Annotated in this window: 23 protein-coding genes, 1 pseudogene and 1 other annotated feature; of the genes and pseudogenes, 18 read left to right on the forward strand and 6 right to left on the reverse strand. The window is 40.1% G+C overall.

The window, feature by feature from the left end; genetic code table 11:
* The first annotated feature begins 7 nt into the window (after positions 1 to 7).
* Positions 8 to 249 (forward strand) — a binding site (T-box leader).
* A gap of 65 nt (positions 250 to 314) precedes the next feature.
* Positions 315 to 1331 (forward strand): 3-deoxy-7-phosphoheptulonate synthase, encoded by a 1017-nt coding sequence (gene aroF, locus V6C17_RS03115; RefSeq protein ID WP_333521086.1) that lies wholly within the window; start codon positions 315 to 317, stop codon positions 1329 to 1331.
* A 6-nt stretch (positions 1332 to 1337) separates the two neighbouring features.
* Positions 1338 to 2216 carry a prephenate dehydrogenase gene (locus V6C17_RS03120; RefSeq protein ID WP_333521087.1) on the forward strand — a complete coding sequence of 293 codons (879 nt, stop codon included), beginning with the start codon at positions 1338 to 1340 and terminating at the stop codon, positions 2214 to 2216.
* Here the strand turns inward: V6C17_RS03120 and V6C17_RS03125 are convergent.
* From V6C17_RS03125 to V6C17_RS03135, 3 genes are all read right to left on the reverse strand, one after another.
* The gene (locus tag V6C17_RS03125; RefSeq protein WP_333521088.1) at positions 2185 to 3804 is read right to left on the reverse strand and encodes an SGNH/GDSL hydrolase family protein; all 1620 of its coding nucleotides are present in this window, start codon (positions 3802 to 3804) and stop codon (positions 2185 to 2187) included. The genes V6C17_RS03120 and V6C17_RS03125 overlap by 32 nt on opposite strands.
* Positions 3805 to 3942: 138 nt before the next feature.
* Entirely contained in the window at positions 3943 to 5370 is a 1428-nt protein-coding gene (gene hydG, locus V6C17_RS03130; RefSeq protein ID WP_333521089.1) for a [FeFe] hydrogenase H-cluster radical SAM maturase HydG, read from the reverse strand.
* Complete coding sequence (locus V6C17_RS03135) at positions 5367 to 5639, reverse strand: TM1266 family iron-only hydrogenase system putative regulator (protein WP_333521090.1); 273 nt, start codon at positions 5637 to 5639, stop codon at positions 5367 to 5369. The genes hydG and V6C17_RS03135 overlap by 4 nt, the downstream gene beginning before the upstream one ends.
* Positions 5640 to 5889: 250 nt before the next feature.
* Between V6C17_RS03135 and V6C17_RS03140 the strand changes: the two genes are divergently transcribed.
* From V6C17_RS03140 to V6C17_RS03215, 16 genes and pseudogenes are all read left to right on the forward strand, one after another.
* Positions 5890 to 6399, forward strand: a complete 510-nt coding sequence (locus V6C17_RS03140; RefSeq protein ID WP_333521091.1) for a YmaF family protein — start codon at positions 5890 to 5892, stop codon at positions 6397 to 6399.
* A 167-nt stretch (positions 6400 to 6566) separates the two neighbouring features.
* Positions 6567 to 7409 (forward strand): 3-methyl-2-oxobutanoate hydroxymethyltransferase, encoded by an 843-nt coding sequence (panB, locus tag V6C17_RS03145; RefSeq protein ID WP_333521155.1) that lies wholly within the window; start codon positions 6567 to 6569, stop codon positions 7407 to 7409.
* A gap of 21 nt (positions 7410 to 7430) precedes the next feature.
* The gene (locus V6C17_RS03150; protein ID WP_333521092.1) at positions 7431 to 8339 is read left to right on the forward strand and encodes a ketopantoate reductase family protein; all 909 of its coding nucleotides are present in this window, start codon (positions 7431 to 7433) and stop codon (positions 8337 to 8339) included.
* A gap of 26 nt (positions 8340 to 8365) precedes the next feature.
* On the forward strand, positions 8366 to 10018 hold the full coding sequence (gene ilvD, locus V6C17_RS03155) for a dihydroxy-acid dehydratase (RefSeq protein ID WP_333521093.1): 1653 nt from the start codon (positions 8366 to 8368) through the stop codon (positions 10016 to 10018).
* A gap of 166 nt (positions 10019 to 10184) precedes the next feature.
* A complete protein-coding gene (locus V6C17_RS03160; protein WP_333521094.1) occupies positions 10185 to 11354 on the forward strand; it encodes a M20 metallopeptidase family protein in 1170 nt (389 codons plus the stop codon).
* 16 nt (positions 11355 to 11370) lie between these two features.
* The gene (locus V6C17_RS03165) at positions 11371 to 11763 is read left to right on the forward strand and encodes an ATP-binding protein (protein ID WP_333521095.1); all 393 of its coding nucleotides are present in this window, start codon (positions 11371 to 11373) and stop codon (positions 11761 to 11763) included.
* 42 nt (positions 11764 to 11805) lie between these two features.
* Positions 11806 to 12264 (forward strand): tRNA (uridine(34)/cytosine(34)/5-carboxymethylaminomethyluridine(34)-2'-O)-methyltransferase TrmL, encoded by a 459-nt coding sequence (trmL, locus tag V6C17_RS03170; RefSeq protein ID WP_333521096.1) that lies wholly within the window; start codon positions 11806 to 11808, stop codon positions 12262 to 12264.
* A gap of 31 nt (positions 12265 to 12295) precedes the next feature.
* Positions 12296 to 13147 carry a TIM barrel protein gene (locus tag V6C17_RS03175; RefSeq protein ID WP_333521097.1) on the forward strand — a complete coding sequence of 284 codons (852 nt, stop codon included), beginning with the start codon at positions 12296 to 12298 and terminating at the stop codon, positions 13145 to 13147.
* Between the two features lie 90 nt (positions 13148 to 13237).
* On the forward strand, positions 13238 to 13588 hold the full coding sequence (locus V6C17_RS03180) for a YlbF family regulator (RefSeq protein WP_333521098.1): 351 nt from the start codon (positions 13238 to 13240) through the stop codon (positions 13586 to 13588).
* Positions 13575 to 14492 carry a UDP-N-acetylmuramate dehydrogenase gene (gene murB, locus V6C17_RS03185; protein ID WP_333521099.1) on the forward strand — a complete coding sequence of 306 codons (918 nt, stop codon included), beginning with the start codon at positions 13575 to 13577 and terminating at the stop codon, positions 14490 to 14492. Before V6C17_RS03180 ends, murB begins: the two co-directional genes overlap by 14 nt.
* A gap of 95 nt (positions 14493 to 14587) precedes the next feature.
* The gene (locus V6C17_RS03190; protein ID WP_333521100.1) at positions 14588 to 16198 is read left to right on the forward strand and encodes an MBL fold metallo-hydrolase; all 1611 of its coding nucleotides are present in this window, start codon (positions 14588 to 14590) and stop codon (positions 16196 to 16198) included.
* Between the two features lie 164 nt (positions 16199 to 16362).
* Entirely contained in the window at positions 16363 to 18186 is a 1824-nt protein-coding gene (gene typA, locus V6C17_RS03195; RefSeq protein ID WP_333521101.1) for a translational GTPase TypA, read from the forward strand.
* Between the two features lie 27 nt (positions 18187 to 18213).
* Positions 18214 to 19911, forward strand: coding sequence for an adenosylcobalamin-dependent ribonucleoside-diphosphate reductase (locus V6C17_RS03200; RefSeq protein WP_333521102.1), 1698 nt, complete (start codon positions 18214 to 18216; stop codon positions 19909 to 19911).
* 100 nt (positions 19912 to 20011) lie between these two features.
* Entirely contained in the window at positions 20012 to 20410 is a 399-nt protein-coding gene (locus V6C17_RS03205; protein ID WP_333521103.1) for a cell division protein SepF, read from the forward strand.
* Positions 20411 to 20542: 132 nt separating this feature from the next.
* Positions 20543 to 20958, forward strand: a pseudogene (gene fosX / locus V6C17_RS15945) (FosX/FosE/FosI family fosfomycin resistance hydrolase).
* A 253-nt stretch (positions 20959 to 21211) separates the two neighbouring features.
* Positions 21212 to 21502 carry a hypothetical protein gene (locus tag V6C17_RS03215; protein WP_333521105.1) on the forward strand — a complete coding sequence of 97 codons (291 nt, stop codon included), beginning with the start codon at positions 21212 to 21214 and terminating at the stop codon, positions 21500 to 21502.
* On the opposite strand, the gene V6C17_RS03220 is transcribed toward V6C17_RS03215, so the two are convergent.
* From V6C17_RS03220 to V6C17_RS03230, 3 genes are read right to left on the reverse strand one after another with little or no spacing between them, the layout of a single operon-like run.
* Positions 21503 to 22789: an aspartate aminotransferase family protein gene (locus tag V6C17_RS03220; RefSeq protein ID WP_333521106.1), complete on the reverse strand. Its 1287-nt coding sequence runs from the start codon at positions 22787 to 22789 to the stop codon at positions 21503 to 21505.
* Positions 22790 to 22828: 39 nt separating this feature from the next.
* Complete coding sequence (locus V6C17_RS03225; RefSeq protein WP_333521107.1) at positions 22829 to 24769, reverse strand: peptidase U32 family protein; 1941 nt, start codon at positions 24767 to 24769, stop codon at positions 22829 to 22831.
* 60 nt (positions 24770 to 24829) lie between these two features.
* Positions 24830 to 25699, reverse strand: coding sequence for an ABC transporter substrate-binding protein (locus V6C17_RS03230; RefSeq protein WP_333521108.1), 870 nt, complete (start codon positions 25697 to 25699; stop codon positions 24830 to 24832).
* Between the last annotated feature and the right edge of the window lie 136 nt (positions 25700 to 25835).

Genomic DNA, 25835 nt, shown 5'->3' on the forward strand with positions numbered 1-25835 from the left:
AATAACAGTAAATGCGATGAACAGGAAAAGTAGGTCAGATGCGTTTTTCAGAGAGCCAGGGGGTGGTGAGACCTGGTATGCGTACTGAGTGAAATACACCTGTGAGCAGCAAGTTGAAAGCTTTGGCTAGTAGACTGTGCCGGATTGCCACCGTTACCAAGGGCTAGAGTATCGGAAGTGTACTCGAAATGAGCGGCTTGCTACAGGCAAGCAGGGTGGTACCACGGGCATAATGATCCCGTCCCTGATTTAGGGGCGGGATTTTTTGTATTCATTTTTAAGATAATTAATTAAAATTTTAAGGAGGCCCTAATATGATTATTGTTATGAGACCTAAATCTTCCCAAAGTGATGTAGACACAGTTACTAAAAAATTAGTTGAGGCTGGCCTGCAGTATCACTTATCACAAGGTGAATCACGTACTATTATTGGGGTAATTGGCGACAAGAAGCTTATTGCCAAACTTCCGGTAGACGTTTTTCCAGGAGTTGAGAAATCTGTATCGGTTACTGAGAGCTATAAATTAGTTAGCCGAGAGTTTAGGCAAGAAGATACAATAGTTAATGTTGGAGGCGCACTTATTGGCGGGCAGCACCTTGGTATTATGGCAGGTCCATGTGCTGTTGAAAGTATGGAACAGCTTTTAGAAGCGGCAACAGTGGTAAGAGAAGCTGGTGCACAGTTTCTTCGTGGCGGAGCTTACAAGCCGAGAACTTCACCATATGCTTTTCAAGGGCTCGAAGAAAAAGGACTTGAAATGTTAGCAGAAGCTCGTAACAAAACTGGTCTTAAAATTGTTACTGAAGTCGTTGATGCGACATCGGTTGAAATTGTCAGTAAGTATGCTGATGTGCTTCAAGTAGGTGCAAGAAATATGCAAAACTTTAACTTGTTAAAAACAGTTGGAAGAACAGATAAAGCCGTTTTATTAAAACGCGGGTTATCTGCTACTATCAGCGAATGGCTTAATGCTGCCGAATATATCATGAGTGAAGGAAACTACAACGTAATTCTTTGCGAACGCGGCATCCGTACCTTTGAAACATATACACGGAACACTCTAGATTTAAGTGCGGTAGCTATTGTAAAGAGTCTTAGCCATCTGCCTGTAATAGTAGATCCAAGTCATGGTACTGGTATATGGAAAATGGTTAGTCCAATGTCAAGAGCGGCAATAGCAGCTGGAGCTGACGGCCTTATGATCGAAGTACATCCGAATCCTGCCGAAGCCTTATGTGACGGCAGCCAATCATTAACACCTCAGAATTTCTCAAAATTAATGGGGGAAATCGGCGCTATTTCACAAATAATGGATAAAAAACTTAGGTGATATGAAATGAATATTACAATAATCGGTCTAGGATTAATTGGCGGTTCGATAGGGCTAGCCATTAAAAATAAATATGGATCACAGGCCTCTATAATAGGTGTTGATAATAATGCGGAAACACTAAAGAAATCGGTTGAGTGTGGCGCAGTAGACGAAAGCACGACTGATTATGCTAAAGCTGTCAGTCAGGCAGATATAATCTTTTTATGCACGCCTGTATTGCAAATAATATCGGTTGTAAAGGAAATCCTTCCTTTTTTAAGGAAGGATACGATAATAACTGATGTAGGAAGCACAAAAGCTTATCTATGTGAAAACTTAGCTAAGCTTTTACCGCCTGATGTTCATTACGTTGCTGGCCATCCTATGGCTGGCAGCGAGCAAAGCGGGATATTAGCGGCAGATAAAGATCTATTCAAAGATAAATGGTATATAGTAATTCCAGAAACATCAAAGTCAGTTGCTGCAGTAGAAAAAATATATGATTTACTGATGTGTACTGGAGCAAATATCACGGTTATGGATTTGGAACAGCATGATAAATGCGCAGCAGTAATTAGTCATGTACCGCATGTAACTGCTGCAGCTTTAGTTAATCTGCTAGGGCTAACGCCGAGTGAGCTTGAATGCAATCTTAAACTAGCTGGTGGAGGTTTTCGCGACACTACACGTATCGCTTCATCTAATGCTGATATGTGGGCTGATATTTGTATGACAAATTCTGAAGCAATTGTCAGTAGTCTAATGAACTTGCAGACTATTATTCAAAACGTTATAACTGCCATTCAGCAAGAAGAACGTCAAATTGTGCATGAATTTTTTAAGACTGCTAAACTGCACCGCGATGCTCTTATTAGCGCGTCACTCGCTCCCAATGAGCGTTAATGATTTGTGCGATTAGTTTTTTTCCTTCAATATCAGGATGAAGTCCGTCGATAGCATAATGGTCAGCAAGTTCGCGTTTTGCGTCAATAAAATACGGGTCAAGATCAATAAAATAACGCTGTTGCCTAATGAATCTATTGACTGCATCAAATTCTTCCCGCCAATTGGGGGAAGTCTCCTCTTTAAAAGCTCGCTCTATTGCAGCGGGGTTAATTGGCGGCAGTGTAAGGAAGATAGGCCGGATGCCTGCAGCCAAACATTTATCGCGGATAACTGTTAGATCACTAATAACCTGTGTTGATGAAATACCTCCGCGCAGGCTGTTAGTTCCGCCCAGTATAATTAGAAATCTCGGGTTGTAGGGCAGGACATCTTTATCGAAGCGGGCTGCCATGCTTTGGGAGGTATCACCACTCTTTCCCAAATTTACAGTTGGGAAGTTTAAATAGGTTTGAAAGCTGTACTCCAAATCGGCTGGCGAATAAGATATTGCTCCTCCGCCATGAGTAATGCTGTCACCAAACGTTGCTGAATAATTTCCTTTTTTTAAGTCGACAGTAACTTGCTCAGCATCGGAAAAGACACCTAAAGTATTCCCATATTGATCAAGACCTCGAACACGCCAGAAATAGGTTCCAGGGGTAATGCGCGCAATTTCATCGTAGCAGTCTAATGCATCATTGACTTCCTTGTGCCAAATTCTATAAATAGATGGTGTAGTACCATTAGGGTTTTCTGGGGCTTGGCTAAGGACTTCTATTTCGTACTGCTTTGTGCCAATTATGGGTATCCAAGAGTACACAGGATATAAGGGTGTTGTATGTTGTCCTAAGTCGTATTTACTGGTCGTCTGCGGTTTTAATGGTTGCTTAAGTGAATGGTCAATATAGATATCAGTAGCGTCCGAAAAAACACCGATAGGATTATCATTATTATCAATTGCTCTTACCCGCCAATAGAAATGACTTTCTGTGTATTTAGATAAATCGGCATTGTAGCCATTTGTAAAGACTTCACGCGAGCTAAAAATCTTATGCTCAGATAACGTTATATCGTTAGGGTTTTCCGGGGGGGAATTTAAAAATTCAATTTCGTAGTATACGGCTCCTGGTATTACTGTCCACGTTAACATCGGCTGAGCGGCGGAAGGGTTACTTTGTGTGTAGTGCGATGTAGCAGCAGGCTTTATTTTGGAAAAATCTTCGGCTGTTGTCCCTAATATTTGGGCTAAGTTAATGGTATTTGAATAGCTGCCTATAGGGTGGCTGAATAAACCATGTGCGGAAACACGCCAAAATGTCCGAAAGGGGAAAGTTTGATCTATTGTTAATTTATTGTCCCAGGTCTGATATTTGACAATACGCTGATTTGCCGAAGTAATTTGCTGCGCGGAATCAGCAGGTATAGTTAGTACTTCGACTTCGTAGTAGGCCAGATAAGGAATTTCAGACCAGGATAAAACATATTCATTGGCTTCTTGTGTTACTTCAATTTCTGGCCTAAAGGTACTCAGTCCCATTATCCCGCTTTTTTCTGTGAGAAATATAAAAAATAAAAGCACTAGCAAAAGGCTCAAAATACGCTTCATTAATTCACCTGCTTGTCATGTTATATGTAAATTATACCAAATTAATTATTTCGTTAAAAAGTGCATTATATCCTTATTATTACCAATAAAATAGAAAGATAGGCCAATTGGTTACTGCCATTGGCCTATCTTTTTTGATTAAAAGTATAAATCACGCTTTCCAATTTCAATTTGATTAAGTCTCTCAATAGTTTTATTACGGATGTTTTCCTGAGGTATGTCTGCAATACTTTTGTCTATTAATTTATCTCCAATTTGCTTTGTGGTTTCGTCAGCGTAGTCGATGAGAAATTCTTTAAAAGTCAATAGTGCATTTGGCAGACATACATTTTGTATTTCGCCTGTTTTCGCTAGACTCATAAATCGATCGCCTGTTCTTCCCTGGCGGTAGCAAGCCGTACAATAGCTAGGTATAAATCCGTTGTTGCAAAGCATTCTTATAATTTCGTTAGGAGACCTGTTGTCACCAGTCTCGAATTGCATTCCATTTTTAGCATTACCTTGGTTCTCATAAGTTTGCTGATAGCCGCCAACTCCAGTACAGGAGCCAGCACTAATCTGTGAAACACCGTATGTAATTAGTTTATCGCGTAATTCAGGTGCTTCTCTTGTAGATAAAATCATTCCAGTATAAGGTACAGCCAAGCGGATAATCGCAATGATTTTCTCAAACTGGTCATCTGTTACGAGATAAGGGAAATTTTCTAAAGTTACGGAAGCTGCGGGGCGTAGCCGCGGAACGGAAATGGTATGAGGGCCAACTCCAAAAGTTTTTTCTAAATGTTCAGCATGGAGAAACATTGCGACCGTTTCATATTGATAGTCATATAAGCCGTAAAGAACGCCTATACCAACATCATCAATACCAGCTTTCATAGCCCTATCCATTGCCGTGGTGTGCCAGTTGTAGTCTTGTTTAGGACCCGTTGGATGCATTGCGGCATAGGTTGGGCGATGGTAGGTTTCTTGAAAGAGGATATAAGTGCCAATATCGGCTTGTTTTAGTTTATGATATTCTTCAATTGTTGTAGCAGCTACGTTGACATTAATACGGCGAATGCTACCATTTTGGTTCTTTATACTATAGATTTCACGAATTGCTTCAATCACATAATCTATCGAGCAGTTAACAGGGTCTTCTCCTGCTTCGAGTGCTATTCGTTTGTGACCAAGTGATTGTAATATTTCAACTTCTGTCTTTACCTCTTCTAACGATAAGTGCCGTCGCAATTGATGTTTGTTTTCCGCACGGTACCCGCAATAGATACAGTTGTTTACACAGTGACTTGAGATATATAGCGGTGCAAATAAAACGATTCGAGTTCCGTAAATAGCTTTTTTAACCTCAGAGGCAGCTATAAACATTTCATTCAGTAGTTCTGGGTTAGTCACTTTTAATAAAACAGCAACTTCGGCGGCAGAAAGTCCGTGGTAATCTTTGGCTTTAGCAATTATGCCCTTAACGTAGTCAAAGTCTTGGGCTAAGTTTTCAGCAGAAAATAATAATTCGGTTATTAGACTGTCGTCAATAAAGGCATCTGTAGAACGTTCTTCTAATTTAATCATCTCGTCTCCCCCTTAGTTAAGTTTTTTGTAGTAAGGGCGGATTTCACAGTTACACCTGGAAGGTTTCCAAGTTTGCCAGTTAAAGCTCCGACGTGATCAGTGCTGCCTTCAATTATTAAGGAAATAATGCCAACCTGTTCGTCTGGTCTAGGTATGCCCATTCGACCAATGATTAAATGGCTGTATTCGCTGATAATCTTATTAACACGCTCAGATGTTTCTTGGGGATTATCAATTACTATTCCTATCACACCGATACGCTTTGACATATGTACCTCCCTAAATAGTGAATCCCTTCTATGACAATAAGCATAGAAGGGACTGTATAACTTGCGTTCCCTCCCGTGCGCAGGCTTATATACCCTTGCTGCAGATTGAGTTGATTTAAGAATCCTTCAAAAAATGATAGGTAACCACTTTTTGTTAGATAGATTAATTATACACCATTTTCAAAACGGTAATCACAAAATGTTTTAAATTAACATAACATATAGTAGGGATTTTAAGGAGGTGTCGAGAATGGCTGACGAAGCACGTCAGACTATAGTAGGAGAATTAGATGAGAAACATTCGCTGCATGTTCATAGCTACAATACAGAGACTGATGTAGCTGATGAGCATCAGCACGTTATTATGGGAGTAAGTGGTCCGATGTGTCCTCAAGGAAACTCTCATGTCCATCGGGTTCGCGGGAGGACAACTTTCTTTGTAGATGGCGATGAAGGTCACTGGCATTGGTATGATGTGATGAGTGGTCCAGCGATTGCAATGCCTGATGGGACTCATACGCATTATTTCAGTGGTGAAACTAGTGTTGATGACGGTCACTCGCATAGTTTTGCAGATAATACGGCTCTAGGCCCGAATGAAATTATTGAAGATGATGAAGATGACGACGATGATTGCCCTAATTTTGCAGCAACTACTAATGCAGCAGTAGCAGGGGCAACAAGTGTCGCTGGAATTGCAGGGTTATCAAAAAATAATAAAAAATGTAAAAATCACCGCCCAGAAGAAACTGAAAAATAGTAACACATAAAAACAGTGCTCTAATTAAAAGGGCACTGCTTTTGTATGTCCGTTTTGTCGAATAATAGCAGGAATTTTGTAATGTTTATTGAATAATAGACAGAATATATATGTGGTGTAAACCGCATATTAAGTTATACTATTATAAGCAGTTATAGGAGGCGGCTATTTTGACGAAAAAAAAGTTGACCATTCCTCAATTCAAAGAACTTAAAGCACAGGGCCAGAAATTTCGCATGGTAACAGCGTATGACTATACGTTTGCATCAATGGTCGAGAAGACACCAATCGAAATGATCCTTGTTGGGGATTCATTGGGTATGGTTGTACTTGGCTACGATAGTACTGTTCCGGTTACCATGGAGGATATAATTCACCATACAAAGCCTGTGGTGCGAGGAGCCAAGAATACTTTTGTTGTTGCCGATATGCCTTTCGGTTCCTACAACGTTAGTGTCAGTGAAGCAATTAGAAACGCCAACCGTCTTATTAAGGAAGGCGGCGCAGATGCAGTAAAACTTGAAGGCGGATCTAATGTCTTAGAGATAGTTAGTGAAATGGTCAAAGGCGGTATTCCTGTTGTCGGCCATATTGGCTTAACACCCCAAACAGCCGCTCAATTAGGCGGTTTTAAAGTGCAGGGAAAAGATGCGGAGATTGCTAGAAAACTAGTAGAAGATGCGATGCAGCTTGAACAAGCCGGGGCCTTTGCTATAGTCCTAGAGTGCGTAGTTTCACCAATTGCACAGTTGATTACAGAAAAAGTCGCCATTCCCACAATTGGGATAGGGGCTGGTCCATATTGTGACGCTCAAGTGCTTGTAATGCAGGACTTACTAGGAATGTATGATAAATTCACTCCTAAGTTCGTAAAAAAATATGCTCAACTTAATGGGCAAATCGTAGATGCTCTTAATGAATATGCGAAAGAAGTTTCAGATGGATCATTTCCAGCACCAGAGCACTCCTTTGGTTTAACTAAGGAACAGCAGCTTGGCCGGCTGTATTGATAGCTGAATAAGGAGCTTCTAATGAAAATAGCTATTATAGGTGCTGGTGCAATGGGCAGCTTGTTTGGAGCTATGCTGGCACAGGGCGGGCAAGATGTAATACTTATCGATAAGCGTACTGAACTGGTACAAGCAATAACCCAAAATGGTCTTAAAATTATTGATGAATCTTCTGAGATTATAGTTAACATCAGAGCTTCTGCAGATATAACTGATGCAGAAAAAGCTGATTTAATAATTTTATTTGTCAAAGCCTATGACACACAGCAAGCAATTCAGGATTGCATTAGGATTATTGATGATAAAACTGTTGTTTTAACGATGCAGAATGGTCTCGGAAATATTGAAAAAATCGGCACTGTAATAGGTGAAGAAAAAGTTATAGCTGGTTCAACATCTTACGGATGCATTGTGGCAGCTCCGGGACTGATAAAAGTTAGTAATATTGGCAAAGTGACTCTTGGAGAACTAAACGGATCTTTGTCAGGAAGATTACTTCGAATTGCAGAAACTTTTAGCAGTGTTGGTATAAATGTTTCTCTCAGCGAAAATATTCAGAGCCTGATTTGGACAAAACTTGCTGTAAATACTGGAATAAATGCCATTACAGCTATTACTTCACTAACCAATGGAGAGCTGTTAGTTCGTAAAGAAACACGAGAACTTATGAATTTGGCAATTAATGAATTAGTTTCTGTAGCAAATCATAAAGGGATTAGATTTTTGCAGGATCCTTTCAAATTGGCTGAAGCTGTTGCAAAAGACACTTACACTAATAAATCATCGATGCTTCAGGATATCGAAAAAGGCAGTAAAACGGAAATTGATAATATAAATGGCGCTATAGTTGCTGAAGGGAAAAAATATGAGGTTGAAACACCAGTCAACCATGTTTTAACTCTTTTGATAAAGGCTTTAGAGAAACAATAGTCAATAATATTTGAGGTGGGGATAATATGAGGAGCGATATCGTAAAAAAAGGTTCTACACGTGCCGCACATCGTGCGTTATTTTACTCAATGGGTTATACGCCGCAGGATTTAGACAAGCCATTAATTGGTGTTGTTAATGCCTTCAATGAGATTATTCCAGGTCATATACATCTGCGCACCATTGCTGAAGCAGCGAAGTTGGGGGTTGCTGCTGCAGGCGGTACACCTGTTGAGTTCCCGTCCATTGGTATTTGCGACGGTATCGCTATGGGGCATGATGGTATGAGGTATCCCTTAGCAAGCCGTGAACTAATTGCTGACTCAATCGAATCAGTTGCTATGGGGCATGCTTTTGACGGATTAGTGCTTATACCCAACTGCGATAAAATCGTTCCAGGAATGTTGATGGCAGCGGCTCGCCTTAATATTCCGTGTGTTGTAGTAAGCGGCGGTCCAATGATGGCAGGTCGGTATAAAGGCAAGGATGTTAGTGTAAGCAACATATTTGAAGCTGCTGGCCTATTTGAGGCTGGAAAAATAGACGCGGCTCAACTTGACTCTATGGAGAAATCTGCCTGTCCAGGGTGCGGTTCTTGTGCCGGCCTTTTTACAGCAAACACAATGAACTGTTTAACAGAAGCTCTAGGTATGGGTGTTCCCGGCAATGGAACAATTCCGGCCGCTCATTTTGGCGCAAGAAAGATGCTAGCCAAAAAAGCCGGAGCGCTTATTCTTGATTTAGTAAAAAAAGATATAAAACCTCGTGATATTATGACTATGAAAGCGTTTGAAAATGCGATTGCTGTGGATATGGGAATAGGCGGTTCTTCCAATACGGTATTGCATTTGACGGCTATTGCCAATGAAGCAGGATTAGAGCTTCCTCTCGATTTATTTGACAGTATTAGTGCTAAGACTCCTTATATAACAAAACTTAGTCCTGGAGGCACACACCATATCCAAGATTTGAACGAGGCAGGCGGCATTTCTGCAGTTATGAAAGAATTAGCTAAACGCGGGCTTATTCACACAGAAGCCTTGACTATAGACGGAACTATTGAAGAGCGAATTAAAAATGCTGAAATTCTAGATTCTGATATTATAAAATCGGTAGATAATCCTTACCGCAGCAGGGGTGGGATAGCCATTCTAAAAGGTAACCTCGCTCCAGACCGAGCTGTAGTCAAGGAAAGCGCTGTTGCGGAAGACATGTTAGTATTTAAGGGTAAAGCGCGTGTTTTTGACTCCGAAGATCTTGCGATTGAAGCCATACTGGATAAAAAGGTATTTGATAACGAGGTTGTTGTTATTCGTTACGAAGGTCCTAAAGGTGGGCCAGGCATGCGAGAAATGCTCAATCCGACTGCAGTAATAGCAGGTATGGGTTTGCGTGTTGCGCTTATTACTGACGGTCGTTTCAGCGGTGCTACCCGTGGTGCCTGTATTGGACATGTTTCACCTGAGGCGGCGGAAGGTGGACCAATAGCTCTTGTTGAGGAAGGCGATATTATATCCATTGATATACCTGGACGTGTAATGGAAGTTCTAGTAAGTGATGAAGAGTTAGAAAAACGTAAAGCTTCTTGGAAGAAGCCGCAGCCGAAAGTAACGAGTGGTTACTTAGCACGTTATGCAAAACTTGTTACATCCGCAAGTCAAGGGGCGGTTTTAAAATAGCTTACAAAAGTATCCCCTCCCCAAACTGATTTAGTTTGTGAGGGGATACTTATTTTTAGCGGAGATAAAGTGTGTAATTGCAATAAAGGGTTTTGATTGTACATTTAGTATAATTATTATATTAACAAGTAATTATTAATAGTATTCGGAGAAGGGAGGCACTTCCTTGACACTTGATATTCGAAAACTAGTAGAGAAACATAATTCCTCAGTTATAGAGCTGCGCAGATATTTCCATACCTATCCAGAGTTAAGCGGACAGGAATATAATACTCAGAAAAAAATCATGTCAGAACTGCAAGAATTAGGATTAAGCCCTAGAGCCGCTGCCAATACAGGTGTTATAGTAGAAATAGAAGGTGCTTTTCCAGGAAAGACTATAGCTTTAAGGGCAGATATGGATGCTTTGAAACTTCAGGACGAAATTACTAAGCCTTACCGATCTAAAAACCACGGTGTATGTCATGCATGTGGTCACGATGGACATATTGCAATGCTTGTAGGTATTGCTAAAGTTTTATATGAGATCAAAGGACAAATGGCAGGTAAAATAAGGTTGCTGTTTCAGCCGAGCGAAGAAGAATTTCCTGGGGGCGCACAGCAGCTTATTAAAGAAGGGGCTCTAGTTGGAGTCGACGCGATTATTGCCGCGCATCTGTGGCAGACAGTCGAAGCCGGAACTATAGGTGTTTCTTACGGAAGACTGATGGCATCACCTGACGAATTTACCATTACTATTAAGGGACGGGGCGGACATGGTTCAATGCCTCATCAGACAATCGACCCTATACTTGTAGGAGCTCAAATTGTTATTTCATTAAATACTATTATCAGCCGGAATATTGATCCTATGGAAAATGCGGTAGTATCTCTAGGTTTATTTAAATCCGGCGAGGTATTCAATGTTATCCCAGACACTGCAGTTCTAAAAGGTACTGTGCGATCTTTTGATCAGAATATTCGTCTTCAAATCTTTGAACGGATAGAAAAAATAGCTCGAGGCATTGGCCAAGCAGCAGGTGCTGAGGTAATTTTAGACAAGGTACTCGGGTTTGGGCCCGTTGTCAACCATCCTGAAATCGTTAAAGAAGTTGTTCAAGCAGCAAAAGAAGTAATTTCCCCTGATAAGATAATAGAAATCAAGCCAGTAATGGGTGGGGAAGATTTCTCTTGTTATTTGGAAAAGGTGCCAGGAATGATGGTTTTCGTCGGCTCTGGAAATGAACAAAAGAATATAACTTTTCCTCATCATCATCCTAAATTTGATATTGATGAAAGCGTATTATCGTTAGGGATGGAGATTATGCTTAGAACAGCTTTAAATTTAGCTAAATAATTGGGGGGATGATAATATGCAAAAAGTAAAGAGAAAAATAGTTAAGATACAAGAAGAACTATGTACGGGCTGTGGGAAATGTGTTTCACCTTGTGCAGAAGGTGCTATTGAAATAATTGAAGGCAAGGCAAAAGTGCGCCGGGAAGAACTTTGTGATGGAGCGGGTTTTTGCCTAGGGGTTTGCCCTACTGGAGCTTTGTTATTAGAAGAACGCGAAGTTAATGCATTTGATGAAGAAGCAGTACATGAACACAAGAAGGTTATCGCCAATAAGCCGGAATTTAATGTTACTATGAAATGTTCGTTATGTGACGTTACAGAATATGAACGCCCGCTAATTCCTATAAAATCTAAAGGGGATAGTGAATGGGTGTGTGTGCGCTGTATACCAAAGCTTATTCATGGTTAGTGAATAAGTTAGTTGTTATTACATATTGGAGTGATTTTGTTTATGCATATAGTCTTAGTTGAACCCGAGATACCGGGCAACACGGGTAATATTGCGCGGCTTTGCGCTGCAACTGGAACCGAGCTTCACTTAGTAAGGCCGCTAGGGTTTTCAGTAGACGATAGATATCTAAAGAGAGCAGGTCTTGACTACTGGCACTTAGTAAAAGTGCATTATCATGATAATTTTGCTGAAGTTATTGAAAAATATCCAGATAATACCTTTTATTTCAATACTACTAAAACGACCAGACCTTTCACTGATGTAAAGTTTGAGGCTGAAGATATGCTAGTGTTTGGTAAAGAAACGGCAGGATTGCCAGAAGAAATACTAAATATTAAACGAGAAAACTGCATTAGAATACCGATGTTAGATGATGCTAGATCACTTAACCTATCAAACGCTGCTGCAATAGTTGTATATGAAGCGCTTAGACAGCTTAAATTCCCCAATTTAGGCTAGTATAAAAAGATGTTAAAGTTGGTGAATAGATATGTTAGCAAAGTTTGGACCTGCCGGCAACCCGGATGCCTTTTATGAAAGTGGCAAAAAAGCCTCGGTAGAAATGCCAGAATGGTTGGCTGGATTAAAATTATCGGCATATGAGTATCAGTGCAGCCGAGGTGCTAATATTAAGGAAGATACGGCTAGGGCTATTGGAAATAAAGCCGAAGAGCATGGTATAAGTCTTAGCATACATGCGCCATATTATATTAGTCTAGGTGCTGAGGATGAAACAATTGTCGCCAATACTCAAAATCATTTCATGAAAACGATGCAGGCCGCTCATTGGATGAGAGCAGACAGAATTGTTTTCCATATTGGAGGACCTGGTAAACAAGCACGTACGGCAGCCATGGAACGATCAAAAAAAGCTTTTGCCGAAGTACTAGAATTAGCAGATAGGCGTGGTTTGACAGGTGTATATCTTATGCCGGAAACAATGGGTAAACAGAATCAATTAGGTAATTTAGAGGAAGTCCTGGAGTTGTGCAAAATGTCAAAATGGGTTATACCTGCCGTTGATTTTGGACATTTACATGCGGTGACCGGAGGACAGTACACTACTAAAGAGGAATTTGCCCAAGTATTTAATCGAATTGGCGAAGTTTTAGGTAATGATGTTGCTAGGCATTTACATATACACTTTAGCAGAATAGAATTTACAAAAGCCGGGGAAAAAAGGCATTGGACGTTTGACGATCCCTATGGTCCGCCGCACCAGCCGCTAATCGAACTTTGCGCTGAACAGCATTATGCGCCGAGGATAATATGCGAGTCTGCTGGTACTCAGGCTGTCGATGCTTTGGCGATGCAAAATTTATATTATTCGCTTTTAAAGTGAAGATTTGTGATGATTATCCAATAATTTGGAAATGTTAGTATTAAAATAAAAAAATAAACATACTATAATTGATGTATACGGAGGTATATAATGACTACTTATGATAAAGCTCACGAACTAGCCAAAGCCTTAAAAAATTCGGACGAATATCGTTCATTTTTAGCTGCTAAAAACAGTGTAGAAGCGGATGCGCAAGCTAAACAAATGGTGCAGGATTTTATAGCCAGACAAATGGAAGTTCAATATGAAATGATGTCAGGGAAACCTGAGGATAAAAATAAAGTTGAACAGCTTCAAAAAATGTATGAACTACTTATAGTCAATAGCAAAGCAAAAGACTTTGTTCATGCGCATATGCGATTTAATCAAATTATTGGTGACATTTACAAAATAATTGGTGACTCCGTCGCCGAAGGAATGGATTTCTTTGCAAAAGAATAATGAATTCTTAAATAAAATTGAAAAAATAATTCCCAGCGACCGACTGCTAATAGATGAGCCATTAGCTAACCACACTACTTTTCGTATTGGAGGGCCGGCCGATTACTTTGTGCTGCCTGCTTCTGTTGAAGAGGTTACGAGTGTAGCGAAGTTAGCTAAAGACTATGATATTCCTGTTACAATTCTAGGAAATGGTTCAAATGTACTTGTTTTAGATAATGGAATTCGTGGGTTAGTTTTGAAGTTTAGCAAAGAAATGTCACGAATAAGACATGAAGGCAATCATATTTTTGCTGGAGCAGGCGCATTATTACGTGATGTTTCTCGTTATGCGGCCGATCTTGGCTTATCTGGGATGGAGTTTGCTATTGGTATCCCTGGCAGTATTGGCGGAGCTGTATTTATGAATGCCGGTGCTTATGAAGGCGAAATGAGCCATATTGTTCAGTCAGTAACAGCGGTTTGCGCTGACGGTAGTGTAATACGTTTTAACAAAGAGGAAATTGAATTCTCTTATCGGCATAGTGTCTTTCATGAAAACCATTGCACCATTTGTGAAGTAGAGTTAGCTTTTAAAAATGGTGAACAAACCTTAATAAGAAATAAGATGGGCGATTTTACCACAAAGAGAGAAACAAAACAACCAATTGAAATGCCTAGTGCAGGAAGCACGTTTAAGCGTCCTCCTGGTCATTTTGCAGGAACCTTAATCGAGCAGACCGGTCTAAAAGGACTATCAATCGGCGGAGCTCAAGTTTCTCCTAAACACGCAGGTTTTATAATAAATGCTGGCGGTGCTACTGCTAAGGATGTTTTGGACCTTATAAAAGAAGTACAGCAGCGTGTTTATGAGAAGCATGGAGTAATGTTGCACCCAGAAGTACGAACTTTGGGCGAGGAATAAAAAGCAGCGAGGAAAATATACCTCGCTGCTTTTTGCAGGTAAAAACTTCGCTAATGTGGAATATAATTACATAAACCGACAAAGGGAGGTATATCATGAGGCTAACATTTTTAGGAGCGGCCAAAATGGTGACGGGGTCATCTTTTTTACTTGAGGTTGGATCGAAAAAGCTACTTGTTGACTGCGGTATGTTTCAGGGTTCTAAACCCGTTAGAGCATTAAACTATCGAGACTTTGCCTTTGACCCTACTTCGCTGGATTATGTGCTTCTTACTCACGCACATATTGATCATAGCGGACTGTTGCCAAAGTTATGCAAAAGCGGCTTTAGGGGACCTATTTTCGCAACTAAAGTAACTGCCGAATTATGCAATATAATGCTTCCGGATAGTGCTCACATACAAGAATTTGATGCGGAAATTGCTAATCGCAAAGGACAGCGGGCGGGTAAAAAGCCTGTAGAACCGCTTTATACAATAGAAGATGCATATAATTGTTTACAACAATTCTCACCAGTTTTATATGACAGTGAATTTCAGTTATCTGAAGAAATTACAGTTAGGTTTAGAGATGCGGGCCATATCTTAGGATCGTCAATTGTCGAAGTTGTGGTAAATGAAAATGGCAAAAAAACAAAGCTGCTATTTTCGGGAGATTTAGGGCAACCTGACCAGCCGATAATCAAAGATCCTACTCTAATTACCGAAGCAGACTTTATTATTACTGAGTCTACCTACGGTAATCGCAAGCATGAGCAATACGACAAGGAAGAAAAACTGGCCGAGATTATAAATGACACCATGGCCCGAGGTGGAAACATTATAATTCCGTCGTTCGCGGTCGGCAGAACTCAAGCTATTTTATATTATTTGCATAAATTGCTGAAAGCAGGGAAAATTCAAGATATACCTGTTATAATTGATAGCCCGTTAGCAATATCAGCGACAGATATTTTTATGCACAATACCCAGGAATACGACAGCGAAGCTTACGATATGTTGGTAAATGATAAAAATAACCCTTTAAAGCTTCCTCAACTGAAATTCACTAAAACAGCGGATGAGTCAAAAGCTTTAAATAGTATGGACCATCCGGCAATAATAATTTCTGCCAGTGGCATGGCAGACGCCGGACGTATTCTTCATCACTTAAAGCATAATCTATGGCGGCCGGAAAGCAGCATACTATTTGTCGGCTATCAGGCAGAAGGAAGTATGGGGCGTCGACTTATTGAGGGCGCCAAACGTGTTAAAATAATGGGTGAAGAAATTAGTGTAAAAGCTCAAATTTATAACCTTGATGGTTTTTCTGCTCATGCTGACCAAGATCAGCTATTAGATTGGTTAAGTAACTTTAGTGATCCTAAGCCCGCTAATATTTTCCTAGTACATGGCGAAGCAGATGCATCCGGACCTTTAGCTGAAATTATTAAAGAGCGGTTGGATTTATCTAGCTATATACCTCAGTATGGTGATGTTGCAATAATTGATGGACGGGAATGGCGGATTGAACAAACAGATCTATCTAGCCTTGAGCCGTCAGTTAAGGAACTAGAAGATTACTTGAATCAAGCCGAAGTTTTTTATAACCTTGAGCGTAAACGTTTAGTGAATATTGTAGCTAATGATCCAAGTAAGCTTTCTGAAGTTATTATCCGCATTGAGAAAGTATTAAAGTATTTGAAAAAACTGACAAACGACTTATAAAGTAGATATTAAACCAGGTAAAATCAATAATATTTCTTTTAAAATTAACTTTAATAATTGACAAGTCGATCGGTTGTATAATATAGTGGTCTGTATATGTACACTAAAAGGGATGTATGTAAAATTACAGACATCCCTTTTCTTTATTTATTAGGAGGTTTTTTATGAAACAACAACGGAATGATCTACGAAATATAGCAATTATTGCACACGTTGACCATGGCAAGACTACGTTAGTGGATGCTATGCTAAGACAGAGTAACGTTTTTCGGGCTAACGAGCAAGTAGCAGAACGCGTTATGGACTCGAACGACCTTGAACGTGAACGCGGGATAACGATTTTATCCAAAAATACAGCAGTCATGTATGACGATATAAAGATTAATATAGTCGATACACCAGGCCACGCCGATTTCGGCGGTGAGGTAGAACGTGTTCTCAACATGGTGGATGGAGTGTTATTGCTTGTCGACGCTTTTGAAGGGCCAATGCCTCAAACTAAGTATGTTTTACGTAAGGCCTTAGAGCAGAAGTTAAAACCAATCGTAGTAATCAATAAAATCGATCGCCCAGATCAACGGGTAGAAGATGTAGTAGACGAAGTCCTAGAGCTGTTTATCGAGCTAGAAGCAGATGATGATCAATTAGATTTCCCAGTCGTTTATGCAGCTGCACGTGATGGCATTGCTAAATTGGCCATGGCTGATGAATCCAATGATTTAAAACCATTGTTTGAATTGCTTATCAAGGAAATTCCTGCACCTCATGGTGAGTTAGAAGGACCGCTACAAATCATGGTTACAACACTTGACTATGATGATTATGTTGGTCGTATTGCTATTGGACGGGTTATTCGCGGTCGAGTCAACAATGGGCAAAATGTTTTAGTTTTAAATGGTGATATTGAAACCAAAGGTAAGATTGGCAAACTTTATACATATCAGGGATTAAAGCGAGTCGAAGTTAAAGAAGCTGGTCTTGGTGATATAATCGCTATAACTGGTCTAGATGATGTAAGTATTGGGCAAACTATAGCTGACCCAGAAAGACCAGAAGCACTGCCTACAATTAACATAGATGAACCAACATTAGCCATGGTATTTGGGGTAAATACAAGTCCTTTTGCCGGTCGTGAAGGGCATTTAATTACATCCAGACATTTAAGGGACCGCCTATTTAAGGAAGTTGAAACAAACGTAAGTTTACGTGTTGACGAGACAGATAGCGCTGATACCTTCAAAGTGTCGGGTCGTGGTGAATTACATTTATCAATATTAATTGAGACGATGCGCCGGGAAGGGTTCGAACTTCAAGTGGGTAAGCCTGAGGTTATCTATAAGACTATTAACGGTCAGCGTTGTGAACCGATGGAAGCACTTACTATCGATGTCCCACAGGAATTCATGGGCGCTGTAATGGAATCATTGGGAACAAGAAAAGCTGAGTTGGTTAACATGACCGAGATAGCTGGCTATTTGCGTATGGAATTTATTATTCCAGCACGTGGTCTTATTGGTTTCCGCTCAGAGTTTTTAACTAACACTAAAGGTAACGGAATAATGCATCATATTTTCCATGGCTATGTTCCTTATAAAGGAGAAATTCCAGGGCGCAGCCGCGGTGCACTAGTCGCATTTGAGGATGGGGAAACAACGGCTTATGGTATTAATACTGTTCAGGATCGGGGAGTTATGTTCATTGCTCCTGTTCAAGCAGTTTATCAAGGTATGATTGTCGGGGAAAATTCCCGCGAACTAGATATGGATGTAAACCCATGCAAGAAAAAACACGTTACAAATATGCGTTCAAGCTCTGCTGATGAATCTATTCGTTTGACTCCTCCGCGTATCTTAAGCTTAGAGCAAGCATTAGAGTATATTAATAAAGACGAATTAGTTGAAGTAACACCGCATAGCATAAGATTGCGTAAAGCAACACTTGACCGCAATGTGCGTAACCGCGAACGTAAGAATCAAGACAAGGGCTAAATAGATAAGCACAAGGAGGCTTTCCATATGCTTTCAAATGAAGCTATGGCTGTACTCAAGGCTCGCTATTTAAAAGAAAATGAAACGCCTGATGCTTTGTTTATGAGAGTAGCTCATCACGTTGCTCAGGCAGATAAAATCTTCGGCTGCGACCCTCAGGGTACAGCCGAAGATTTCTATAACTTGATGTCATCATTAGACTTTCTCCCTAATTCACCAACACTAATTAATGCAGGTAAATCGGCTGCTCAATTATCTGCGTGTTTTGTGCTGCCTATTGAAGACTCACTAGAAGGAATTTTCGAAACACTAAAAAATGCGGCCTTAATCCATCAGAGCGGGGGCGGGACGGGGTTTTCATTTTCACGATTGCGCCCAAAGGGCGATAAAGTTGCTGCAACAGGCAACTCTTCAAGTGGTCCGGTTTCTTTTATGCATGTTTATAATTTAGCAACTCAAATTGTTAAACAGGGTGCTGTGCGAAGTGGAGCTAACATGGCAATATTACGTGTAGATCACCCCGATATTCTTGATTTTATTTCCGTAAAAAAGCAGCGCGATGTACTAAATAATTTTAACTTATCTGTTGCAGTTACAGATGAATTTATGTCAGCAGTAATAAAAAATGAGCCATTTACACTTATTAATCCTCGAACTCAACAAGTGGCTAAAAAAGTTAATGCGAAGGATATCTATAATGAACTAATTGAAATGGCCTGGGAAAACGGTGAACCAGGCTTATTCTTTATCGATACAGTAAACAAATTTAATCCTACTCCTAGGTTAGGAATGTTTGAAAGTCCTAACCCTTGCTCAGAACAGCCTTTATTACCATTTGAATCTTGCAATTTAGGTTCAATTAATTTAGCAAACATGTTAAAGGACAATAAACAGCTGGATTATGATAAACTTCGCAGAACTATTAGATTAGCTGTGAAGTTTCTTGATAATGTTATAGATATAAACCATTATCCTTTACACGAAGTTGCCGACAAGACTAAGCTTACGCGTAAAATAGGATTGGGTATTATGGGCTTAGCCGATTTGTTTATAAAGCTAGATATACCGTATGGAAGCGATGTGGCGGTAAAACTTACTGCTAAAATTATGAATTATATTACGAGCGAAGCAAGACAGATGTCCCATGAAATAGCGTTAGTACGCGGCAGTTTTCCTGAGTTTAGGCATAGTGTTTTCCCCATGAAGGGGTATAATGCTATGCGTAATGCAACTGTCACTACAATTGCACCCACTGGCAGTATTAGCCTGATTGCGCAATGCTCAAGCGGCATAGAGCCATTATTTGCGTTGGCTGTAACGCGGCGCGTGTTAGAAGGACAGCTAATCACAAGTACTAATGCGGTGGTAATGCGATATTTGGATAAACGAGGACTGCTGAGCAGTGATGTGGAAAGCGCCATTGGAAAACAAGGTACTTTACGTGATGTTTACCTGCCTGCATCGGTAAAAGAGGTATTATTAACTGCTCATGAGATTGCGCCAAAATGGCATGTTGCACATTTAGCAGCAGCACAGAGGTATACTGACAATGGCGTATCTAAGACTGTTAATATGCCCCACCAAGCTTGTAAAGAAGACGTAGCCGAAGTTTATATGACAGCCTACTTAGCGGGGTGTAAAGGGGTAACAGTTTACCGGGATTCGAGCCGAAATGAACAAGTTCTCACACATGGAACGACAGAGTGCGCAAAATGTGTTATATAAATATATTTTATTTTCCAGACTTGCAGGAAAAAACTAATATGTTGTCGAATATTTACCAAAAAATGGTGAAATTTATATTGTAATGTCTGGAGGCGAGAAAATGACTGTAGGCCTAATTCATAAGCTGACAAATTTTTTAATGCCAATTGAAGAAGAAGCGGATTCAAAGAGCTTGGGTAATTCTGCAGCGAGACCTAATTTTACTGTGCACAGTAATGCCGCTGATGAGTTAAAGTTATTTATAGCTGTACCACGGAATTTTGATGACGCCAAGGGGTTTGCAGATCGTTTGAAAGCTAAGGAAGCTATAATTGTTAATTATGAGCATGTTGACCAAGCAACACAGCAGCGCATTGGCGATTTCCTTAATGGAGTTTGTTATATTACGGCAGGGGCTGTTCAGCGAATTTCGGATAATAGCATAATTTATGTCCCTGAGAATGTGGATATAAATAAAGAGCTATATGCTTACTCAATTCCAACCTATATCAAACAATAAGCTATTTATTATACAAATATTTTAAAAAAGAAATAACCCTTATATAATTGGTTTTGTAAATTATATAAGGGTTATATTTATTCTAAGGTGTTATATCATATTAGAAGCTATAGGCAGGAGGAGGCAGTTTGAATATTTGAGAGAATAAGTCACATAACATTTATTGTAAATGATTTGGAGTTAGCATCTAAGTTCTTTACTTATATCTTTGATGCTGAGGAAGTATATTCAAGTGAGGACAACTTGTTTTCGTTATCACGAGAGAAATTTTTTTTAATTAGGTAAGCTTTGGATTGCTATAATGGAGGGCTGAAGCCATGAGTGAATGTTCTTATAATCACGTAGCGTTTAAAGTAGCAGAAGAGGAGCTTGAAAAATATGAAGCCAAAATTCGTGATTTGGGGCTTGATTTTAAGCCGTCTCGTCCGCGTGTAGCAGGTGAGGGTAGATCATTGTATTTCTATGACTTTAATAATCATCTATTTGAAATACATACCGGCACACTTGAAGAAAGTCTTAAGCGATATGCTAGCAAAGTGCAAAAATAGAATTAAATAACATAATATGAATATTTTTCATAATTACTGGTAATATATATTCGCAAAGTATAATATAATTATTTAGGCGGGATCAAATGAGGCTTAATTCAGTGAGGCGCCAGTGCCCTACGGGTAGAACACCGTCTGAATTTCTAGTCGTATTTATCCAACGGACTTAGACGCTCTCCTGTGCCTTTGGTTATAAGAGCGGATTGGTCGTCGGATAGTTTCCTGCAGATGACACAAGATAAGGGGTGTCGCTATGAAACAGCTTTTCAAAGATAAGGTAAGTAAGTTTGGATCGTTGATTAGTTTAGTCGCTATTACTGCTATGCTAGTGCTTTTTTCATTGGCTTTGCCTGAATTTATTATATCTACCTCTGGCAGAGTTTTTATGGTTGTGTGGGCAGTGACTGCGATTATAGCTTTTATTGCTCATGTTACAAGAATAAATAACCATCGACCGCGGTACCAGTTATCACGGTTTTCCGTAAAAAAAGACGCACGTACCAACAGTAAGTTGGCACGTACGCAGCGTTTCATGAGAGGATAGTTATATTGAGTCCAAAACTGTATCAAGATTATTAAGAAGATTATCAAGGTCACCCTTGGTAATAATAAGCGGCGGTTGAAAGGCCAGGACATTTCGGTTGGGACCATTTTTTCCAACCAGGAAGCCCCGGTCTTTCATTTTTTCTATTATAAGATCAACTTGACTGACCGCAGGTGTTTTATCTGGTAGGACTAATTCCGCCCCGAGCATTAAGCCCAAACCACGAACTTCACCAATGATCGGATATTTTTGCTGCAACTGATAAAGACCGTTTTTAAGATAGCAGCCTAACTCCTCAGCTCTAGCAGGCAGATTTTGAGTTTCTATGAAATCAAGAGTAGCCATGCTGGCAGCAGCAGTAACAGGATTTCCTCCTAGAGTAGAAGCGCCAGGGCGAGTATATTTGTCAGCAATTTCTGCTCTGGCTATGAAGGCGCCAACAGGGGTTCCATTTGCTAATGCTTTTGCCATGGTCATGATATCAGGTTCGATATCATAGTGCTCTATGCCGAACATTTTGCCAGTACGGCCAAAGCCTGTCTGTATTTCATCGATAATAAGCAGTATTCCGTATTGATCGAGAATTTCTTTAACTCTTTGAAAGTACCCTGGTGGAGGAGTTATTATTCCACCATTGCCTTGTATAGGCTCCGCGATCAAAGCAGCTACTTGACCTGAAGTAGAAGTTTTGATTATGGTCTCAATTTCGTTAGCACAAGCCAAATCACATTCAGGGTATTTTTTGTTATAAGGACAACGGTAGCAATATGCGTTTGGGGCGAAACTGATGCCGCCGACCGGATTAGTATCGGTTCTCCAGAAGCTTAGACCTGTTAGACTCATTGTTAGTTTTGTACGTCCGTGTAAACCTTGTCTCAAACTTATAAACTCATGCTTGCCTGTATAAATTGACGCAAGGAGAGCAGCACCCTCATTAGCTTCAGTACCGCTGGCACAGAAAAACGATTTTTGAAGCTGTCCAGGAGTAACATTGGCAAGTCGTTCTGCTAAGTTGACTATGTTTTGAGTCAAATAAATTGTTGTTGTATGCTGAAGTGTATTAACTTGCTCGCAAATTGCTTTAGTAATTTGCGGATTACAGTGTCCACAGTTAACCACTGATACTCCGGCGAAACAGTCAAGATACTGCTTGCCATTTTGATCGTACAAATACTGCATTTCACCGCGCACTAACTGCATAGGCTGGCTATAAAAATGGTAAACACAGGGTATTAGATACTCCCGCTTTTTTCTTATAATCTCATCAGGACCAATATAGTTGGTCATATCGATCACCTCTACTAGGTTAATATATCAAACCAAGGGTTAGCGTGAAACTCGGTAACGGAAAGCTCCGATACCTAAATCTCTAGGGCTGGCGGCGGCAATTGTATTGACAATTTCAGCTGAAACTAACTGCTCAGTTTGGCCTGAAGCTTGTTTGTCTAATTGTTCACGATAAGCTTTGACGATTACGCCGACCAGTTCAGGGGAATAATGTTGAGCTTCGATGCGGTAAGATGCCGCACCTTGCAGCGCAGGTAAATAAGAAAGCAGACATAAGTCCTTGGCAAATAAAATATGGTTTCTTCCATATTGGTCTATTCTAATTGGGTGCTTTTGACCAGCTGTATCCAAGAGTTCAAACTGCTTATTATTTAGTTCATTGCTATTGTCAAAGTTATAGCCAACAATAGCAGTTGGAATACAATGATCAAGTACCATAGCCTCAATTGGGCCGTGAACAATTAATTCTAATGGAAGGTCTGATTGGCTGATGAGAGTGCCGACTTGCTCATGTGTGGCCTCAAGTGAAATAGTAGCTTGAGCTGCACCGTTATTTTTAAGCCATTTTGTACTTAGATGATTAAAAGTATTTAATGAAAAATCTGTTTGAACAGGAAGATCACAAGTTTCTTTTGCAAGTTTTAACATCCCAATATTACTAACCATTACGCCATGGGGCCTAATTTGGTTTAGCTGCGTAAAGAATTGTTCAAGCTCATTGCTCTCGCGTTCCATCGTGATACGAGGTGTTGTTACAACCACTTTAACATTATATTTTGCTGCAACTTCTATAGCTTCGGATATTTCGCCAATCGTCCAAGGTTTCGCAGGTTTAAAAGCTTCTCCGCCAATATAAATAATATCGGCGCCGTTTTCACATGCTGCTGTGAGACCAGCCATATCTGAAACTCTTACGGATAATTTGGCCGGAGGTTTTGAAGAATTATTACTATCTTGGCTAACAGCGGCCGGCGCATTAAGACCAGCTTCTTTAACAGCTTGGCTGAAGAAGCGCGGCTCTCTTTCACCAGTATAACCAATTGAAGCTGCACCAGGGTTTCCTAATGCATAACATGTTGTAAAGTCTCGGGAGCGGTTTTCATACAAGTCGGCCCAATCATGTTCGTCCGTAGTGTATCCCATTGGATCGGCAATATAGCGGTCAATTGCACGGCGATATACTTGAACTATACGCTTAACAAAATCGGCAGTACGCATACGCCCTTCAATTTTGAACGAACAAACTCCGGATTGGATGAGTTCTGGCAGGTTGCGATACATGCACATATCTTTTAAAGCTAGTTTATAGGGTCCAGGATCGCCGTTAGTTATAGCTTGTCCTGTTGATGTATCCATTAGCTGAAATGGCCATCTGCAAGGCTTTAAACAGCGGCCTCGGTTTGAACTTTGGCCAAATAAAATACCAGAATGGAAGCATTGGCCGCTTTGAGCGACACACATGTCACCATGCATAAAATACTCTATTTCAATACCTGTCCGGTCTTTAAGTAAGGCCATTTGAGCTAAGGTCATCTCACGGCTTACTACTACTCTGGTGATTCCGTATTCTTGCAGTTTCCGCACAGCATATTCATTATGAGTATTTGCCATAACAGATGCATGAAGAGGAACGGTCAGGTTAAGTTCGCTTGCTAATTCTAAAACTGCTAAGTCTTGGACAATTAGAGCATCAGGCTGAATCTCATCAAGCAGTTTTAAATAATCTCTCATTCCGTCAATCTCACGGTCACTTATTAAATTATTTACAGTTACATAAAGCTTAACATTATTACCGTGGGCAAATTTAACAGCACGAGCAAGACCCGCATCATCAAAATTTGTATCTGTTCGGTGCATACGCATATTAAAACGTTTACCACCCAAATACACTGCGTCAGCACCAGCTCCGACAGCTGTTTCGAGAACCTCCCATGTTCCGACAGGAGCTAGAAGTTCAACGGAATCTCTTGATAGTAACATAGTTTCATCTCCTTGACATTGACCAGCATTCTAAATTACATAGTTATAGATACTGGTTATTTACTCGTAAATTTCTTTGGCCTTTTCTAATAGTGAACCTGGCAGAGCAATGCCGAGGTTGTTGGCGACAAATGAATTAAGCAGTATTTCCGGTTGTTCAACAATGCCTACCGGAATAATGCCAGCGTCAGTTCCTTTTAAAATGTCTACAGTTTTAACTGCACATTCTCGACCGAGGTTACTGTGATTAGCTACTAATGCACCTAATGCCCCGGCAGCTACGTTGGGTGCATGTGAAGCAATTATAGGTAAGTTTATAGCATCAGTATAATACACGACACTAGCGAAGTTCTCCTCAATAACTCGTCCAATCGGAACAAATACAGCTTCTAAATCTTTTGGCAGTAATTCCTCTAAATTTGATATATCTTCTGGAGTGTTTATCGGAATTTCAACTAAATCAAAAACTTCAGCTGCTGCAGTTTTAAAATTATTAGTTTCTACTATAGCGTTACTATCAGCAGTGTGAAAAAGAATGCCGATTTTGTTTGCCGAAGGCAGCAAATTTTTTATAAAGGCAATTTTATCGGAAGCTTTTACCATTCCTGATACACCTGTGGCTTTGCCTCCCGGTATATTCATTGTTTTAACCAGCCCGGCACCTACAGGATCAAAAACGGGAGTAAAGACTACTGGTATATTAGCAGCTAGGCTTATAGCAGCATTAGCAGATGGGGTAGAACAAGCGAAAATTAGGTCTACTTTAAGCTCAGAAAGCTTTTCCGCAAGTTTTGGGAGTTCTGCTAGATTACCGTCAGCATTAACGTAATGGAATTTCGCTGAAATTCCGGCATCTGCTAATCCTTGCTTGAAACCATGGACCGCATCATCTAAATTCTGAGTTAATTGCAAAATACCTATATTATACAAGACCATAACACCTCTTTAAATATTATAAATTATACATTTTCCACATAAAAAGGAATAATACCTTCACAGCGTGTGAATTAGTGGAACATTTTGCAGAAGAAGAGCTATTTTTGAATATCTTGCCCTTAATTACAAA

This window comes from Dendrosporobacter sp. 1207_IL3150, assembly GCF_036763085.1.
GTDB lineage: Bacteria > Bacillota > Negativicutes > DSM-1736 > Dendrosporobacteraceae > JBAIYU01.